The organism is Sporosarcina sp. FSL K6-1522 (assembly GCF_038622445.1).
Classification (GTDB): domain Bacteria; phylum Bacillota; class Bacilli; order Bacillales_A; family Planococcaceae; genus Sporosarcina.
In genome coordinates this window covers 2247634-2265009 of record NZ_CP152019.1, presented here as the reverse complement: position 1 = coordinate 2265009, position 17376 = coordinate 2247634, and the positions used below count along the sequence as shown (strand labels likewise).

17 protein-coding genes and 1 other annotated feature are annotated in these 17376 nt (G+C 43.4%); of the genes, 3 read left to right on the top strand and 14 right to left on the bottom strand.

Annotated features, from left to right (window positions below):
* Positions 1–12: 12 nt before the first annotated feature.
* The 5 genes from ytpR to MKY34_RS11020 form a co-directional block, all read right to left on the bottom strand.
* Positions 13–618 (bottom strand): YtpR family tRNA-binding protein, encoded by a 606-nt coding sequence (gene ytpR, locus MKY34_RS11040; RefSeq protein ID WP_342510490.1) that lies wholly within the window; start codon positions 616–618, stop codon positions 13–15.
* Positions 615–1433 (bottom strand): DUF1444 family protein, encoded by an 819-nt coding sequence (locus tag MKY34_RS11035; RefSeq protein ID WP_342510488.1) that lies wholly within the window; start codon positions 1431–1433, stop codon positions 615–617. Before MKY34_RS11035 ends, ytpR begins: the two co-directional genes overlap by 4 nt.
* The gene (locus MKY34_RS11030; protein ID WP_342510487.1) at positions 1434–1970 is read right to left on the bottom strand and encodes a hypothetical protein; all 537 of its coding nucleotides are present in this window, start codon (positions 1968–1970) and stop codon (positions 1434–1436) included. It abuts the gene before it with no gap.
* Positions 1971–2080: 110 nt separating this feature from the next.
* Positions 2081–2626 (bottom strand): DUF84 family protein, encoded by a 546-nt coding sequence (locus MKY34_RS11025; RefSeq protein ID WP_342510485.1) that lies wholly within the window; start codon positions 2624–2626, stop codon positions 2081–2083.
* Between the two features lie 103 nt (positions 2627–2729).
* The gene (locus tag MKY34_RS11020) at positions 2730–3803 is read right to left on the bottom strand and encodes a M42 family metallopeptidase (protein WP_342510483.1); all 1074 of its coding nucleotides are present in this window, start codon (positions 3801–3803) and stop codon (positions 2730–2732) included.
* A gap of 158 nt (positions 3804–3961) precedes the next feature.
* Between MKY34_RS11020 and MKY34_RS11015 the strand changes: the two genes are divergently transcribed.
* Positions 3962–4276: a hypothetical protein gene (locus tag MKY34_RS11015; RefSeq protein WP_342510480.1), complete on the top strand. Its 315-nt coding sequence runs from the start codon at positions 3962–3964 to the stop codon at positions 4274–4276.
* Positions 4277–4335: 59 nt separating this feature from the next.
* Here the strand turns inward: MKY34_RS11015 and MKY34_RS11010 are convergent, their stop codons facing one another.
* From MKY34_RS11010 to pepV, 5 genes are read right to left on the bottom strand one after another with little or no spacing between them, the layout of a single operon-like run.
* A complete protein-coding gene (locus MKY34_RS11010; RefSeq protein ID WP_342515243.1) occupies positions 4336–5181 on the bottom strand; it encodes an MBL fold metallo-hydrolase in 846 nt (281 codons plus the stop codon).
* Positions 5182–5219: 38 nt separating this feature from the next.
* Positions 5220–5864, bottom strand: coding sequence for a tRNA (guanosine(46)-N7)-methyltransferase TrmB (trmB, locus tag MKY34_RS11005; RefSeq protein ID WP_342510478.1), 645 nt, complete (start codon positions 5862–5864; stop codon positions 5220–5222).
* Positions 5865–5893: 29 nt separating this feature from the next.
* Complete coding sequence (locus MKY34_RS11000; protein WP_342510476.1) at positions 5894–6859, bottom strand: NERD domain-containing protein; 966 nt, start codon at positions 6857–6859, stop codon at positions 5894–5896.
* Positions 6860–6892: 33 nt separating this feature from the next.
* Positions 6893–7747: a D-amino-acid transaminase gene (gene dat / locus MKY34_RS10995; protein ID WP_342510475.1), complete on the bottom strand. Its 855-nt coding sequence runs from the start codon at positions 7745–7747 to the stop codon at positions 6893–6895.
* 2 nt (positions 7748–7749) lie between these two features.
* The gene (gene pepV / locus MKY34_RS10990) at positions 7750–9153 is read right to left on the bottom strand and encodes a dipeptidase PepV (RefSeq protein WP_342515242.1); all 1404 of its coding nucleotides are present in this window, start codon (positions 9151–9153) and stop codon (positions 7750–7752) included.
* 320 nt (positions 9154–9473) lie between these two features.
* On the opposite strand from pepV, the gene MKY34_RS10985 reads away from it, so the two are divergent.
* On the top strand, positions 9474–9695 hold the full coding sequence (locus MKY34_RS10985) for a DeoR family transcriptional regulator (RefSeq protein ID WP_342510473.1): 222 nt from the start codon (positions 9474–9476) through the stop codon (positions 9693–9695).
* Between the two features lie 120 nt (positions 9696–9815).
* Here the strand turns inward: MKY34_RS10985 and MKY34_RS10980 are convergent, their stop codons facing one another.
* Positions 9816–10535 carry a pseudouridine synthase gene (locus MKY34_RS10980; protein WP_342510471.1) on the bottom strand — a complete coding sequence of 240 codons (720 nt, stop codon included), beginning with the start codon at positions 10533–10535 and terminating at the stop codon, positions 9816–9818.
* Positions 10536–10542: 7 nt separating this feature from the next.
* Positions 10543–12159 carry a polysaccharide biosynthesis protein gene (locus MKY34_RS10975; RefSeq protein ID WP_342510469.1) on the bottom strand — a complete coding sequence of 539 codons (1617 nt, stop codon included), beginning with the start codon at positions 12157–12159 and terminating at the stop codon, positions 10543–10545.
* A 173-nt stretch (positions 12160–12332) separates the two neighbouring features.
* Between MKY34_RS10975 and MKY34_RS10970 the strand changes: the two genes are divergently transcribed.
* The gene (locus MKY34_RS10970; protein ID WP_342510467.1) at positions 12333–13598 is read left to right on the top strand and encodes an NAD(P)/FAD-dependent oxidoreductase; all 1266 of its coding nucleotides are present in this window, start codon (positions 12333–12335) and stop codon (positions 13596–13598) included.
* A 152-nt stretch (positions 13599–13750) separates the two neighbouring features.
* Here MKY34_RS10970 and leuS read toward each other — a convergent pair whose 3' ends face one another.
* Together leuS and MKY34_RS10960 are read right to left on the bottom strand one after the other, a co-directional pair.
* Complete coding sequence (leuS, locus tag MKY34_RS10965; RefSeq protein ID WP_342510465.1) at positions 13751–16168, bottom strand: leucine--tRNA ligase; 2418 nt, start codon at positions 16166–16168, stop codon at positions 13751–13753.
* Positions 16169–16447: 279 nt separating this feature from the next.
* Positions 16448–16668 (bottom strand) — a binding site (T-box leader).
* 42 nt (positions 16669–16710) lie between these two features.
* Positions 16711–17370: a 3-oxoacid CoA-transferase subunit B gene (locus tag MKY34_RS10960; protein WP_342510463.1), complete on the bottom strand. Its 660-nt coding sequence runs from the start codon at positions 17368–17370 to the stop codon at positions 16711–16713.
* Between the last annotated feature and the right edge of the window lie 6 nt (positions 17371–17376).

Below are 17376 nucleotides of genomic sequence, written 5' to 3'. Positions count from 1 at the left end.
TACTTCTTTCATTTATTTACTAAACGCTTCTCCAGCTACAGCATTGTCGTCAAGGACGAGAATTCCTTTCGCTTCAGGTGCATTTGGTAAAGCTAGTTCCTTCGCCGAGCAAATCATCCCCGCCGAAGCAACGCCACGAAGTTCCGCATCTCGAATCACCATTCCAGATGGCATGACCGCGCCAACTTTGGCAACAACCACTTTTTGTCCAGCTTCTACATTCGCTGCACCACAAACAATTTGAACGGTTTCATCGCCAACATCGACTGTACAAATGTTCAGCTTGTCCGCATTTGGATGCTTCTCTTTTGTGACAACATGACCGACAACAAATTTAGGCGACAAATCTGCATTCAAATCAATGCCAGCTTCATTTTTATGAAGTGCTTCTTGAATTTGTTCAACAATTGCTGGTGTCAAGTCCACTCTACCAACCTCGTCAAGTTTGATATATGATGCTGCTTTAAAGAGGTTAAAGCCTACTAATTCAGTTGTTGACTCATCATATACGAGCGTCACATCACCTGTAGTCTTTGTTGTAACAGCTTCCGGACGTGATGGTGTCAGCTGTACAATCAGTACATCTCCAACACCATTCAAGTTATAAAATGCATTCATTTCTTTCTTCCTTCCCTTCTTGCCAAACGATTTTTGGCCATTATAAAAATCGGCTCAAGTTTTCCATCTTTATAAATAAATGATAGCGATGTCACAGGAACCGCGCCTGTCGTAAAGAAGTGCATCGACATCTGTGCTAGCACATCATACCCCGTGTCATTCCGAATGTCACCAATAATGAGCACATCTTGATGGGGTACAGAAACGGTCATATGGCCTTTGATTTTTTCTTCCATCTCTTTCAAAAAAGCACTATTCAAAATGCGGCTTGCATCGTAACCATCATTATTATTGATAAAGTAATAGATATTATCGGAAACCTCGTCCTTCTTCATATCAATCGGCAATGCGCGCACACGAAAGAGGGCTGCTTCCATAATTTCTGTTTCAGACAAACCAATCGCTTCCAACATACTTTCATCGATGAGACGATACGTTGTCCCTAGATCCAATGCGTAATAGATTCGTGTCTCAGCAGTATGATCCTTTGTGAGAAAACGATTTCCAGCAGAAGATTTTTGTGGGAATGAGGTCGATCGGATAACCGGGTAAACAGCCGCGCTCTCTGCAAATCCCACAGCATTTTCTTTTTCCATCGCTTTAAATGTTTCATCAATTGTATAGACGATTTCCTCGATGGCCGCCTCTTTTTTCTGTTCATATTTCGCAAGAATTTCCGGCAATGAAATGTCCATGCCTTTTTTCAAAATAGTATGTTCGAGTCGTACCTTGTCTGTTTTCCGATCAAATTGCCATTGAAAATGTTCAGATGGCAGACGCTCTTTCAACACGTCTACAAGTTGTTGTGATTTCACTTAATTGCCTCCATTTATCTCCGTATCCTGTTCGATAGAACGTACAATTTCCATCATCGTTGCTAAATTTTCTTCAATCTTCTTATCCTTTGACATTGCTGTCATTTTTACGCCACCTACACTCGCAACAAGCTCTACCCGATCCTCTTCACCTTTTACCACAGCAGCAAAACCAAAGCCGTCATCCGTCTCAAACGTTGCTTTCTCGATAATTTCCTTACTGCTATCTCCTACCAAGAGTTCATGAAATAAAGGACTCCCGCTATGTTCGTTCGGGTTGATAAATAGGATAAATGTCTCCTTCCCCTTCGTTAAGAGGATATTTTGACTATCTGATTTATCATTGATTGTAAATCCAGCAGGCTTATATAAATTGACACCGTCAATCTCATCTGTCTGTTCTTTTTCATCTGACTCAAATGCTACTTTCGCCGCTTCAACGCCGGCCACTGCACGCTCCTCAAGTGTCTTACCACATCCAGCAAGAAGCAACAGAGATACTGTCAATAGGAATATGAATTTCCATGCTCGGAACATTCGCCTTCCTCCATTCATTAAAATTAGATTACTTCTCTCATTTTAATGTTGTTACTTAACAGTTGCAACAAATGGGCTTTAGTGTTCATTTTCATAAGCTAGTATTTTACTCACTTAGCCGTTCTATCGTCCTCAATGACAGCTAGATGATACTTCAATTGCCCTAATAAAAGATGCAGGATATGTTCAAACAACTCGCCACGACTGACTGCCTGCGCTGTAAACATACCCATTGCACCTTCCTTCTGTCGAATCCCATTCGCCTGAAAATATGCGTCTACGACTGGGCCTAATTCTTTTCCTGCGGTGATTTCCTTGGCGATTTCTTGTGGTAGTGGTATTTGTGCGCCGCCAGCTGTAAACCTTGTCCCATCCGGTAGCACTAATGCGCCCCAATTACATAGGTACATCTGTCCCTCAATCATACGCACGCCACCTTCCATGCCAATCCCGCTGACTGCTTCCCTTGCCATCCCAGCCGCCCGCAATGCACGGTTAATAGCGCCTAATCTAGTCTCTTCATCGCCAAATGGCTGGACTGAGACACCCGATTCAACCGTCGTTTCCAAAACCGTTGCTGTTGGAAAGTGCATAGCAATCGCCTGTTTTGCGGCTTGTACTTTTGCAGGGTTTGTTGAGCCGATCATAAATTCCATCTATCTATTCCCCCTTGTTTTTCCCAAAATTGAAATCGCCCTTCACGCTATATAAGTACGGAAGGGCGACACTTTCATTACATATACCTAGACGTAACTTGTCTTATACGTTCTGTTTAATGGTTTCCACCGTCGTTTTATCGCATGCTCGCACAAGCTTGACGAGTAGCTCTTTCGCCGCTGCGTAATCGTCTGTGTGGATAATTGAACCAGATGTATGAATATACCGTGAGCAAATCCCAATGACCGCACTTGGCACACCTTCATTTGCAACGTGAACCCGCCCCGCATCCGTACCACCTTGTGAAATGAAATATTGATACGGAATATTATGTGTTTCTGCCATATCCAAAATAAATTCACGCATGCCACGATGTGTCACCATCGAACGGTCAAAAATACGGAGCAATGTGCCTTTACCAAGTTGACCAAATTCATTCTTATCACCTGACGCATCATTTGCTGGGCTTGCGTCTAATGCAAAGAACAAGTCTGGGTTAATCATCGTTGCCGCTGCCTGTGCCCCACGTAGCCCGACTTCTTCCATGACATTTGCTCCCGAATACAAATGGTTCGGTAGCTTTTCACCATGCAATTCTTTTAACAATTCAATTGCCAGCCCACACCCATAGCGGTTATCCCATGCTTTTGCGAGAATTTTTTTATCATTCGCCATCGGTGTAAATGGACAAATTGGTACAATCTGTTGACCAGGACGAATCCCTATTCGTATGGCATCTTCTTTATCATCCGCACCAATATCAATCAGCATGTTTTTCATATCCATCGGCTTATTGCGCACTGCATCACTTAGCAAATGTGGTGGAATGGAACCAATGACCCCGATAATAGGTCCCTTGTCTGTTATAATTTCAACGCGCTGTGCTAGCAATACTTGGCTCCACCACCCCCCGAGCGGTTGAAAGCGAATCATCCCATTATCCGTAATGGCGCTCACCATGAAACCAACCTCATCCATATGGCCCGCAACCATAATTCGCGGCCCATCTTCTGGCCCTTTTCGCACACCAAAAATCCCACCAAGATTATCTTGAATCAATTCATCTGCATACTTTCCTAATTCACTACGCATATATTGCCGTACTGCGTATTCATTGCCTGGAGCCCCTGGAAGCTCCGTCAATGTCCTGAACATCTCTAGCGTTTCTTTTTGCATGGCCTGTAGTCCCCCCACTTTATATGTATACTAAATAGTGTAGACGATATAACCTAAAGTATCCAACGATTTAGTGATTTCGCAAATGGTTTCTTCCGCTATCCTCTATAAATTTGTGGTACACTTAACCAAATACCACTTTAAGGGGTTGAGTCACTGTGAAAGTCAAAGAATTTCTCGCGGGTGTACTAACAGGTGTAGCAGCTGGCATTATCGTCAATGAAGCACTAGATCGTGTAAACCAACATATTGCAGCAGACACTGTATTAAATTCGATTAAAGACGCATTCAAAAAAGAAGGACCCATCGATGGTTCATGGATTGTCATGAAAACAGAACCATTTACAAACAACGTCATTTCGATGGATGTCTATCGTGGTGGTATCTCTCGTATTAAAAATGGCGAGCTGGAACAATTTGAATTTGCGGCAGATGCAAAAACAGGCACTGTCGTTGAGCTCATACAAAAATAAACAAAACCGTCCTTTGATTTAGTAAAAAACTACATCAAAGGACGGTTTATTTATTGGCATTATCGCGAACGTTTAACGGATTCTACAAGTTCCTTACCATCAGCGTTCCACTTCACAAGTCTGTAAAAAGCATCATGATAAAAAATAAATTTGTATCCCCCCGCAAGTGCCTCTTTCATCAACTTCTCTTTCGCAAAAATCGAAGTCATTGGATAATCATCATATGCAAGTACCCATAGTGGATTACTATGCGCTTGCGTTGGCATAATATCTCCCATATGAAGTATCGTTTCCCCATTTTGGGTCAATTTAATGACGCTATGCCCATCGCTATGCCCACCTGTGTGTAGCATTTCAACGCCAGGTACAACTGTTAAACTCTCTTCGAACGTTTGCACTTGCTGTTGGATAGGCTCCCAATTTTCTTTCCAATACGTATTTTTGGATCGAATATTCGGATTGCGCATCTCATCCCACTCGACTTGGGATACATAGATGACGGCATTTGGAAAAGCAGAAACAAAAGTATCGCCTTGCTTTTCCGTCAAACCAGCTGCATGGTCATTGTGTAAATGCGTCATTAGCACCATATCAATATCTTCCGGTGTCAAGTCAAGCTCCCTTAAGCTTTCTTCCACTCGTGTTTCTGCTCGGACGCCTAAGTTACGCTTCATTTTCTCACCGAGTTTATCTTTCCCAATCCCCGAATCAATCAACATATTTTTTCCTTCATAACGGATTAAAATCGGATCGGACCTCAGTTCGATTAAGTTGTCATTATCCACTTCATAGCGCCTTGACCACAGCGCTTTCGGAACAACGCCGAACATCGTGCCTCCATCCAAATAGCTGACGCCCCCATCTAGCCACGTTAACTCCATATTATGAAACGTATATGTATCCATCACAAACATCTTCCCCTTCCCCTTGTAGACATTGAGTGTCAATTCTCGTATTGCATTTCAAGCCTGTAAATCGGCTGCCCCTTTGCAGAAAACTTCTCTTCGTATTCCGTCATAATATTGTCTTCTGGCATCTCTGCATGCAAATCAAGCGATACATAGCGCAGTTTCATGCCATATTCGGACATCGATACCAATGAATACTCAAACAAGCCTCGATTATCCGTTTTAAAATGGATTTCTCCGCCTGGAACAAGTACCGATTCATACAGCTTTAAAAACGTTTCATGTGTCAATCTACGTTTGATATGTCTCGTTTTCGGCCATGGATCAGAAAAATTCAAATAGACCCGATCAATTTCTCCCGGATGGAACATATCTACAAGCTCTACGCCATTTGCACGAAAGAGTCGCAAATTCGATGGTTTACCCGCTTCAATCGCTTTTTCAAGCGCAGCTACAATCACATTATCAAAGTGTTCGATACCAATATAATTCACATCAGGGTTGGCTAGTGCCATGCCGATAATGAATTGCCCCATACCCGTTCCCACTTCCACATGGATCGGATGATCATTGCCAAAAAGGGCATGCCAGCCATTGTTCATTTTTTTAGGTTCTGCTAAAAGGACATCGGGATGTTCTGCCATGAAATCCCTTGCCCACGGTTTATTGCGAAGTCTCATTTCATACACTCTTTTCTAGTCATACTATCTTATTCTATTTCTTCTTGTTCCTCATCCTGCCCAAACAATTGACTCATCGCAGTTGTTTCTCCGACCTCAAGTAAGGCTTGCGCCGCTTTAAATTGGGTGGATTTCATGGGTACAGGCAATTTTTGCAGTACAGAGAACCATTCTTCATACGATCGCCTATCAACAATTTTCACATCATACGGAGAACCTGGATAATCGATATAGCCATTGCGGGAAATCAAATATTTCTTCACAGGAAAATCGATGTCCTGCGCTTTGAAAAGCCCAGAAACAATCGTGCTCATTCGGTTCAATGAAATAAGTGGATTCAGCAATTTCGATTCTGATTCTCCTACTTTTTTCATCCAAAATCGCTCTCCACTGCCCACAAACGCAGCTACTTCCTCCTGTTCAAGCACAGTAATACACATGCATTCTACAGGAGTTACAATAATGATATCCAGTTCAACAGGTGCTTTTTTCAATAGTAAAATTGGATAATAGAACAACAAATAATTATCAGGTAACTGCTGTGCAAAGCTGCGTAATAAGGAATCGCGTAAAAAACGCGGATCAACCTTCGACTTGTCCAGTAACGTTGAACTCGCCCATTTAATTTGAAAATGAAACAGCTGATCTAAATAGTGCTTACGTAACTGGTCAAGACTTGATGGGCTATACGTCATATGAGGAGTAAACTCAAATACTTCCTCTTCGTTATCCTCTTCAAGCTCTTCCTCTTCAACTGCCTCTTTTCGCCTACCGAATAACCGGAAAAAGGGGGAAAACCACTTTCCCTCTTCCGGTTGTTCAGCCGCCTCTTCTTCACTTTGTTGCCACTCCATTAAATGGTCGGCCCCATTTTCCCATTGAAGCTTTAGCCGATCCCACTGATACCTTTTTAAGCGAATATACTGTGTAGGATAATGGGATAAGTCATTTTCATAGCGGGAAACGTAATCGAGCAGTTTGACAAGTTGTGCCATCTCTTATTCACTCCGATCACATTCTATTTGCGATCACTGCCCCTTAACTAGTGACGGGGTTTGTAACGTGAACGCTTGTTGTAATTTCACTGTCCATTCCCCAGGCTGCCCATCACCAATCAGACGCCCATCAATTGACGTAACTGGCATCACTTCAGAAGTGGTAGATGTTAAGAAAAACTCATCCATTTCAAAAGCTTCATCGAGTGTGAACGCTTTTTCTTCCACCGGAATGCCAAGCTCTTTACATAGACCAAGTAAAACTTGACGTGTGATACCGTTCAAAATAAGGTTTGTCGCAGGATGCGTATACAGCATGCCGTCCTTCACACCAAACATATTGGATGAAGAACCTTCCGTAACAACACCACTGCGGTGGAGAAGTGCTTCCACGCAGCCTGCCTCATGTGCTTCTTGTTTCGCCAACACATTGCCAAGCAAGTTCAAACTCTTGATGTCACAACGCAACCAGCGAACGTCCTCGACTGATTTAACAGGGACCCCATTCTCAATTTTAGCAACAGGTCTTGGGCTGTTTACTGCATAAGCTGTTACGACAGACGAAACAGTCGGTTCTGGGAAATGATGTACCCGTGGAGCAACTCCTCGTGTCACTTGCATATAAATATGCCCTTCTCCAATTGCATTCTTCTCAATCAATTGACGTGAAACTTCTAGTAGTTGTGCTTCCGTATAAGGTATCGTCATTTTAATCTTCGTCGCACTTTGAAATAATCGACTAATATGTTCTTCCGCCGTGTACAATTCCCCACCGTACACTTTGATAACTTCATACACCCCATCACCGAAATAATACCCGCGATCATCTACTGAAACTGCTACCCCACTCTGATCCATGAACTGCCCGTCCATAAAATAAACTGTCATCCTTATTCCCCTTCCGTTTTTCCGCATACAAGTCTACTAATGGCATCTGCATAGATTGCAGTTGCCTTTACAAGATCCTCTAAATAGACATATTCATCCGCTTGATGCGCAACATCTTCCCTTCCCGGAAACAACATGCCAAAAGCAACGCCTTTTTTAAGGACACGCGCGTACGTCCCTCCACCAATTGCTAATAGTTCAGCTCGTTCGCCGGTATGTTCAGTATACACTTTTTGCAGCGTCTGGATAAGTGGTTCATTTGCATCGACATAATGTGGTGCCGAATTCGCTTGAATATCTACTGCGAATGCGCTATTTTTCAATCGCTCCATGCATGCTGTCATTGCCTCTTCGAATGGACAAGTGACGGAATAGCGCATGCTCACACGGATTTCTCCGCCCTCTGCCGGATTGAATCTCACAATGCCTGCATTCAATGTTGTCTCTCCTGATGATCCATCCTCAAATGCTAAGCCAAGAAAATGCCCACGTGAATCCTGAGCAAATGCATCCACGATAAACTGCGTAAAGTTTTTAGATGCTCCCTCTTGAAAAATCTGATTCAAAAAAGTCGCAAGCAAAACCGCCGCATTGATGCCATCGTTAGGTTCCGCCGCATGCGCAGACTTTCCATTTAAGCTAAGAATCGTCAGCTCTCCCTCTTCGCGAATCGCGCCTGTCACACCATGGCTGTCCAAAAAGGACTTGAATTGTTGCTGCACTGCTACGCTCCCTTTTAGTATATGCGCTTCCGCATAATCGGGTACCATATTTATCCGCTTTCCCGACTGGAAGTGTAGCAACTGCCCATCTGCGACATCTGCTTTCTGACTAAAGAGAACAGTAGCGATTCCCTTCTCCGCATTAATGATTGGGAAATCCGCATCCGGGGCAAATCCGATTGTCGGCATAGACTCTTTTTCAAAATAACGGTCTACACAACGGAATCCACTTTCCTCATCTGTTCCGATAATTAGCCTCACTCGCTTATTGAGGGCGAGCCCTGACTCCTTTACCATCTGCATTGCATGCCAAGCTGCAATCGTCGGTCCTTTATCATCAATCGCCCCACGACCAAACAACTTGCCCGCTTCAACAGTTCCATCAAACGGTCCGTACGTCCAACCTACTCCCGCTGGCACAACATCGACGTGGCAAAGGATACCTAGCAACTCGTCCCCTTCACCCATTTCAATATGTCCTGCCATATTGTCGACATTTTTCACAGCAAGACCTGCTTTCTGGCCTTCATCGAGCAACCAGTCAAGTGCACGTCTAGGTTCAGGTCCAAAGGGTATTTCTGCAGTAACCCCCTCTTCGTCCAACACAGAAGGAATCGCAATCAACTGCTGTAAATCCGCTATCAAATGTGCCTGCCTGTCTAACGCTAGTTGTTTCCAATCCATCACACCAAAGCACCCCTCTCATCAATTACGCTTCGCTTTCAGTACAAAATAATTTGCTGCATGAAGAACATAACTTCTATTTTCACATGGAAAGCTAAGAAAATAAAGAAGTATCCGTTCAATTGAAAGATTTACACAAACTTCATGCAAATTATACAAAAATACGTTATACTAGCATTGCCAGAACATTCAATCTGGCAGCTTCATCGATTAGAAAGGATGTGCAGTGTCGGAGACAATTTCAAACAGCTTAGGCAACATTCATAAGTCTCATGTCCATTGTTATTTTGGAAAATGAAGATGAAGGGGTGATTCCACACTTGAAACCTGCTACTGATCGTATGCTTACTCGCATCAAGGACGTCTACTTGTACATCCTTGACAACGGTACTGTAACAACAGAGAACTTGGTCGAAGAATTTGGCATCACTCACCGTACTGTCCAACGGGACTTAAATGTCCTGGAGTACAACGAGCTCGTCACGAGCCCGGTTCGCGGTAAATGGACGACGACAGCAAAAAAAGTGAAATTGTCTTCTTGACCTGTATACGTCAAAAAAGAGCTGGCCGCTCAATGCGGTTCAGCTCTTTTTGTTAATAGAAAAGCGCAAGTGCCTTGGTAGTGGCTAGAGTCTAGACACTATGTTCACCTTACGCTTTTCCTAGTTCTCAGACAGCTGTGTAAGAAGCCCCAATTCAGCTTCTGTCAACTCTCTATAAGCCCCAAGCGCCAATGTTTCGTCCAATACAAGCGGCCCCATTGACAAACGTTTCAAGTAAACGACCTTTTTGCCAACCGCCTCAAACATCCGCTTCACTTGATGGAATTTACCTTCCGTAATCGTCAATTCAATTTCAGACACCTCGGCCGATTTCAGAATACGAAGTTGACCTGGCTTTGTCAAATAGCCATCATCCAACGTAACACCTTCCGAAAATCGTAGCGCATCATCTTCCGTCACAACGCCTGCTACATGTGCATAATATGTTTTCGGCACCCCTTTTTTCGGCGACAATAAATTATGTGCAAGCTTACCATCATTCGTTAACAGCAAGAAACCTTCTGTGTCTTTATCCAATCTACCGACCGGAAATGGCTCATAACGACGATTTTCTTCGTCCAGTAAATCGACGACTGTTCGATCCCGCTTATCTTCCGTTGCCGATAAAACCCCTTGTGGCTTATTCATCATCACATAGATAAATTCCTTATAGACGACAGGCTCACCAAGGATTGTTACTTCATCTTTCACAGGATCAATATGCAATGCAGCATCTTTCACTGGTTGCGCATTGACGCGAACAGCACCTTTTTTCAATAACACCTTAACTTCTTTACGTGAGCCGAATCCCATATTAGCCAATAATTTATCTAACCGCATTCTATAATTACCCCCTGAATCCGAGCTTATTCGTCAATTTCGTCAAACGCTCCCCAAATAATTTCTGTGCAAGGCCCGTTTTCAGTGACAAATACCCATAAACGACTGCGCCGACAATCGCACACACTACAATATAGAGGAACGCCTGTATTTTGCCTTCAGCTGGTCCAAATACGAGTAGACCTTTTAATGTCAACGTAACCGCTACAAACATGGCCACATTCAACAGGCTGATTAGGATTAACCGTCTGAAGACCATTTTTGACTTATAGTGCAGCACCTTTGCAATAACGGCAATATTCAAACCAACTGCAAATGTATACCCAATTCCTGTCGCAAGAATAGCACCGTTCGTTTCGAACAACTTAATAAGCGGGATATTGAGTGCTAACTTTAATAACAGACCGAATAGCGATGTGAAGACGATCCATTTATGTCGGTCAATGCCCTGTAAAATCGCAGCCGTCACCGTATACAAACCGAATAATACTGCAACAGGTGCATAACTCGCTAAAATTTCCGCCCCCATTGCCTCTTGTTCATACAGGAATAAATACAGCTCATTCGATAAAATAATCATCCCAATGACCATCGGGATCGTTAAAAACAGCATAATTTGATACGTTTGATCCAATGAACGGGAAATACCTTGTTGATTTTTTCTGGCGTAAAAATCTGTAATGACCGGAATGAGTGCCATCGAGAAACCTGTGGCAACCATAACGGGAATCATCACGATTTTATGCGTTAAGAAGTTCAACATCGCGAAATAACTATCCGTCACCTTACTAAGTCCTATGGAAGCCATCGCATTATTAAATGTAATCATATCGACAAATTGATAAAGCGGGTTAATGACCCCTACAAGAATAAAGGGAAATATGTACGCGAACAATTCCTTATACATACGTCTAAACGACACATCATCTGCTGGCGGACTATTTGCCAGTAGATGATCAAACTCTGGTTTAAAGCCTCTCCAATACTTGTAGAGAACCGCTAACCCTGCAAGTGCACCGATAAACGCAGCGAAGACTGCAAAATTGACCGCTGTTCTTGGAGATTCATGCATAAAATTGACAACAATGAATGCCCCGGCAAGCACGAAAATAATCCGAACAATTTGTTCTATTAATTGTGAAACGGCTGTTGGTTCCATCTTTTGATAGCCTTGCAGAAAGCCACGTACCAGGCTCATCATTGGTACAACGAGTAACGCAAAACTTACCCAACGAATCACGGAAGCAATTTCATCGATGCTGAAAATTTGCTCATCATTTTCCCTCACGAGATGAGCAATTGGTTCGGCTAACAAGTACAACGCCAGGAATGATACAAGACCCGTAATGGCCATGATAGTCATTCCGGACTTCATTAATTTTCGCCCGGTCGCATAATCACCGAGCGCATTGTATTTCGCTACATATTTTGAAAATGCCAGTGGTGCCCCTGCAATCGCAATCGATAATGCGATATTGTACGGTATGTATGCATATTGATAGAGCCCAATACTTTCTTTCCCGACAATTGCATAAAACGGAATTACATATAACAGACCAAGCGCTTTTGAAAGAAATAACCCAATCGTCAGTATGGCAGTGCCTTTTAAAAGATTCGATGACATGTTTTTAATCCTTCCATTCTCCTTAAAGTGAAACTTCAATCCATGGGATCACTTTCCCCGTGGATTTTATGGGATAAATCTACTTCCCCTAGTTTACCCTCATGAAACGCTTTTCACAATGATTATCCGTCATTTGTGTATAATGAAGAAAAACTGAAAGTGTGGTTTCTATAATGTATGACGTTATAATCATCGGCGGGGGTCCCTCAGGATTGATGGCTTCCATCGCAGCTGCCGAAAATGGCAAGAAAGTTCTCCTCCTTGAAAAAGGAAAAAAACTCGGCAACAAGCTTGCCATTTCAGGAGGCGGTCGCTGCAACGTAACGAATCGCTTGCCGAAAGAAGAAATCGTTAAAAATATTCCCGGCAATGGCCGTTTTTTATACGGTCCTTTCTCCGTATTCAATAATGAAAACATTATTCAGTTCTTCGAAAACCTTGGCGTTGCGCTCAAAGAAGAAGATCACGGGCGGATGTTCCCCATTTCTAACAAAGCAAAAGATGTTGTCAATGCTTTACTTACAGAGATGGAGCGCCTGAACGTAGAAGTGAAGTTGGAAACGCGGGTCAAAAAACTGTTAATGGATGATGCACAAATTCTTGGTGTTCGCTTGGATTCAGGTGAAGAAATCCGAGCAAACGCAGTCGTCGTTGCAGTCGGTGGTAAGGCAGTTCCTCAAACGGGCTCAACGGGAGACGGCTATCCATGGGCAGAGAAAGCTGGGCATACGGTGACAGAACTGTACCCAACTGAAGTGCCATTATTATCAAACGAACCGTTTATCGCCTCAAAAGAATTACAAGGCTTAGCACTGCGAGATGTCGCAGTTTCCGTTCACAATGCCAAAGGGAAAGCACTTGTTACACATCAGATGGACATGCTATTTACCCATTTTGGCTTGAGTGGCCCTGCCATTTTACGATGCAGCCAATTCGTTGTGAAAGAGCGCATGAAAAATGGTAATCAGCCCGTTGAAATGCGCATCGATTCAATGCCTTCGATGAATGAAGAACAAGTATTTCAAACGCTACATGCAATGCTAAAAGAGGACTCGACAAAAGCTGTGAAAAATGTATTAAAAGGACTAATTCCTGAACGTTGGTTACTCTTTTTATTTGACCGAGCTAGCATCGATCCAACAGAAACGGGCGCACAAATGTCCGCTGAAAAAATGCGGTCCTTAGCCAAATTATTAAAAGCGTTCTCAATGAATGTCAATGGTTCACAACCTATTGAAAAAGCTTTTGTCACGGGCGGTGGTGTCTCTGTGAAAGAAATCGTGCCGAAGACAATGGCCTCCCGCAAAAAAGACGGCCTCTACTTCTGCGGTGAAATATTAGATATCCATGGCTATACAGGTGGCTATAATATTACGTCTGCACTTGTTACTGGTAGAATTGCCGGGATGAGTGCTGGGGAATACGCACAAACAATATAATCCAACACCATATACTACATGAAAAAAGGTGTCCCACTGGTCTAATTTCTGACCTGTCGGACGCCTTTTCTATGGTTTTATCTATTTATCACCACTACGCGCTCCATGACAAAAAATCCGCAGAAGAGTTTACCTTCCGCGGATTTTTGTTGTTAACCTACTGCCACAATATTAATCAGTCTGCCTGGAATTGCAATGACTTTCTTCACTTCTTTTCCTTCAAGAAGCTCTTTGACATGTGCATCTTCCAACGCTAATTTTTCAAGTTCATCTTTCGTTACATCTTTCGACACAACGATTTTCGCACGCACTTTACCGTTAATTTGTACAGCCATTTCTACTGTATCGTCAACTAACTTCGTCTCATCATACGTCGGCCATTCCTCATAAGTAAGCGTCTCGCTGTGACCTAGCTTCTCCCATAGTTCTTCAGCTAAGTGTGGTACAACTGGGGAAATCATTTTAACAAAGCCTTCAACATATTCTTTTGGAATGGAATCGGCTTTATAGCCATCGTTAATGAACACCATCAACTGAGAAATTGCTGTGTTATTGCGCATTGCTTCAAAGTCTTCCGTTACTTTTTTCACTGTTTGATGGTACACTCTTTCAAGCTCCCCACCGTTTTCCTCTTTAACTTTAGCACTCAACGTCCCATCTTCATTGACAAACAAACGCCATATACGATCTAGGAAACGACGTGCGCCGTCAAGACCGTTCGTTGTCCATGCTTTTGAACCTTCCAATGGTCCCATGAACATTTCATAGAGACGTAGGGAATCCGCTCCGTGTGAATGAACGATATCATCCGGATTGATAACATTACCTTTTGATTTGGACATTTTTTCGTTACCTTCACCAAGAATCATTCCTTGGTTGAACAACTTCTGGAATGGCTCTTTCGTGTGAACAACGCCAATATCATACAACACTTTGTGCCAGAAACGTGCGTAGAGCAGGTGAAGAACTGCATGTTCCGCGCCACCAACGTAAATATCAACTGGCAACCAGCGTTTTGCTAATTCCGGATCGATAAGCATTTCTTCGTTATCCGGATCGATATAACGAAGGTAATACCAGCAGCTACCTGCCCATTGTGGCATTGTATTTGTCTCACGGCGACCTTTCATGCCTGTTTCAGGATGGACAACATTAACCCATTCCGTAATATTTGCCAATGGGGATTCGCCTGTACCACTTGGTTTAATATCGTCTGTTACCGGTAATTTCAACGGTAGATCCGCTTCGTCAACTGCCGTCATTGTGCCATCTTCCCAATGGACAATCGGAATCGGCTCGCCCCAATAACGTTGTCTCGAGAATAACCAGTCACGTAGACGGAAGGTAATTTTCTTCTCACCCGTGCCTTTTTCAACAAACCAAGCAATTGCTTTGTCAATTGCTTCCTCTTTTCCTAACCCATCAAGGAAACCAGAGTTAACATGTACGCCATCGCCAACGTATGCTTCTTTCGAAACATCGCCACCCGCAACAACCTCAACGATTGGTAAACCAAATTCTTGTGCAAACTCATAGTCACGCTCATCATGTGCAGGAACCGCCATGATCGCACCGGTACCATATGTAGCGAGTACATAATCTGCAATCCAAATTGGCATTTTTTCGCCACTCGCTGGGTTAATTGCGTAAGCGCCTGTGAATACGCCCGTTTTCTCTTTCGCAAGATCCGTACGTTCAAGATCACTTTTCATTTTCACTTCGTTCAAATACTTGTCAACCGCTTGTTGTTGCTCAGCTGTCGTAATTTTCTCAACGAGTTTATGCTCAGGAGCAAGTACCGCATACGTCGCACCAAAAATCGTATCTGGGCGTGTCGTGAATGCTTCGAATGACAAGTCTGTTCCGTCGATGTCAAACTTCAGCTGCGCCCCTTCAGAACGCCCAATCCAGTTGCGCTGCATATCTTTCAAGCTTTCTGGCCAATCCAGCTCATCAAGATCTTCTAGCAGACGATCTGCATATTCTGTAATGCGCAGTACCCATTGACGCATCGGACGGCGCTCAACTGGGTGTCCGCCACGCTCAGATAAGCCATCGATTACTTCTTCATTCGCAAGCACTGTACCAAGTGCTGGACACCAGTTCACAGCTACTTCGTCTACATAAGCTAAACCTTTATTGTACAGTTGGATGAAAATCCATTGTGTCCATTTATAATAAGACGGGTCTGTCGTATTGACTTCACGATCCCAGTCATAAGAAAAACCAAGATCATTCATTTGACGCTTGAACGTTGCGATATTTTTCGCCGTGAATTCAGCAGGGTCATTTCCCGTATCCAATGCATATTGCTCTGCTGGAAGACCGAAAGCATCCCAGCCCATTGGATGCAAGACATTATAGCCTTGCTTCCGTTTGAATGAACTCAAAATATCCGTTGCGATATAGCCGAGCGGATGCCCAACGTGAAGTCCCGCACCTGAAGGGTAAGGGAACATATCTAACGCATAAAATTTCGGCTTCGACGGATCGTCCGTCATTTTGAATGTTTGATTGTCTTTCCAATATTGTTGCCATTTCTTCTCGATTTGACCGTGATTGTAACTCATGTAAAAACTCCTCCTCATGATTAAAAAAGCATAGATGGCCTGCTTAGGTACAACAAGCATAGTCGACCTAACCTGGGAATCCAACTATATAAACTGAACTAAAGAATTCCATTAACACCGCTCGGCGCTTGCGGATGCCTCCCGCCATAAGCCAGGCAGTAAACCACTACCAGTCTTACGGCTTCGGCTACCGCTTGTAAGGCGCCTTCGCTGGAGAATAGATGAAAATCATAAGTGCAACCTATATAGTCAATAAAAAAACTCTCGTCCCTTAAAAATCTAAGGGACGAGAGTTCTATGATTCCCGCGGTGCCACCCAAATTGACGGCATTGCCGCCCAACTTGATTCCTTAACGCGGAAAACGGCACGGGTTAGTTATTGTACATAATTCGCCAATGCAGGCTCCAAGGCGAGTTCATCTCTGTCGTACAGGCTTCCACCAACCGCCTGCTCTCTAAAATCGACAGCAAAGATTACTATTCCTCATCAATGCCAAAGTTATTGCTTCTAGTTTACCCGAAACACATTTATTTAACAACCATCAGTTTACGTCTTCGATTACATCTTTCACAATCAATGGCGCTTCTGTCGAATCAATGACTTCTTGAATCGTGAATCCCTCAAACACTTCTTTCAACTCGAGGCCTTCTGGAGTCACATCGATCAATGCACGTTCCGTAATGATTTTATTCACCACACCTTTTCCAGTCAGCGGCAACGAGCATTCCTTTTTAATCTTGGCAGAACCATCCTTCGCAACATGATCCATAATAACGATGATTTTCTTTGCTCCATGAACGAGATCCATCGCGCCGCCCATTCCTTTAATCATCTTGCCCGGAATCATCCAGTTCGCTAAATCCCCCGTTTCAGATACTTCCATTCCACCAAGAATCGCCACATCTACATGTCCCCCGCGAATCATCGCAAATGACTCAGCACTATCAAAATACGCCGATCCTGCAATCGTTGTCACGGTTTCCTTACCAGCATTGATTAAATCTGGATCGACTTCGTCCGCAGTCGGATAAGGGCCAATGCCAAGCAAGCCATTTTCCGACTGTAAAACGACTGTTTTATCAGCCGCAATATAGTTTGCTACAAGCGTTGGCATGCCTATCCCAAGATTGACATAGTTACCATTTTCGATTTCTTTTTCCGCGCGTCTTGCAATTCGTTCCCTTACATTCACTTGTGTCATCGTGAA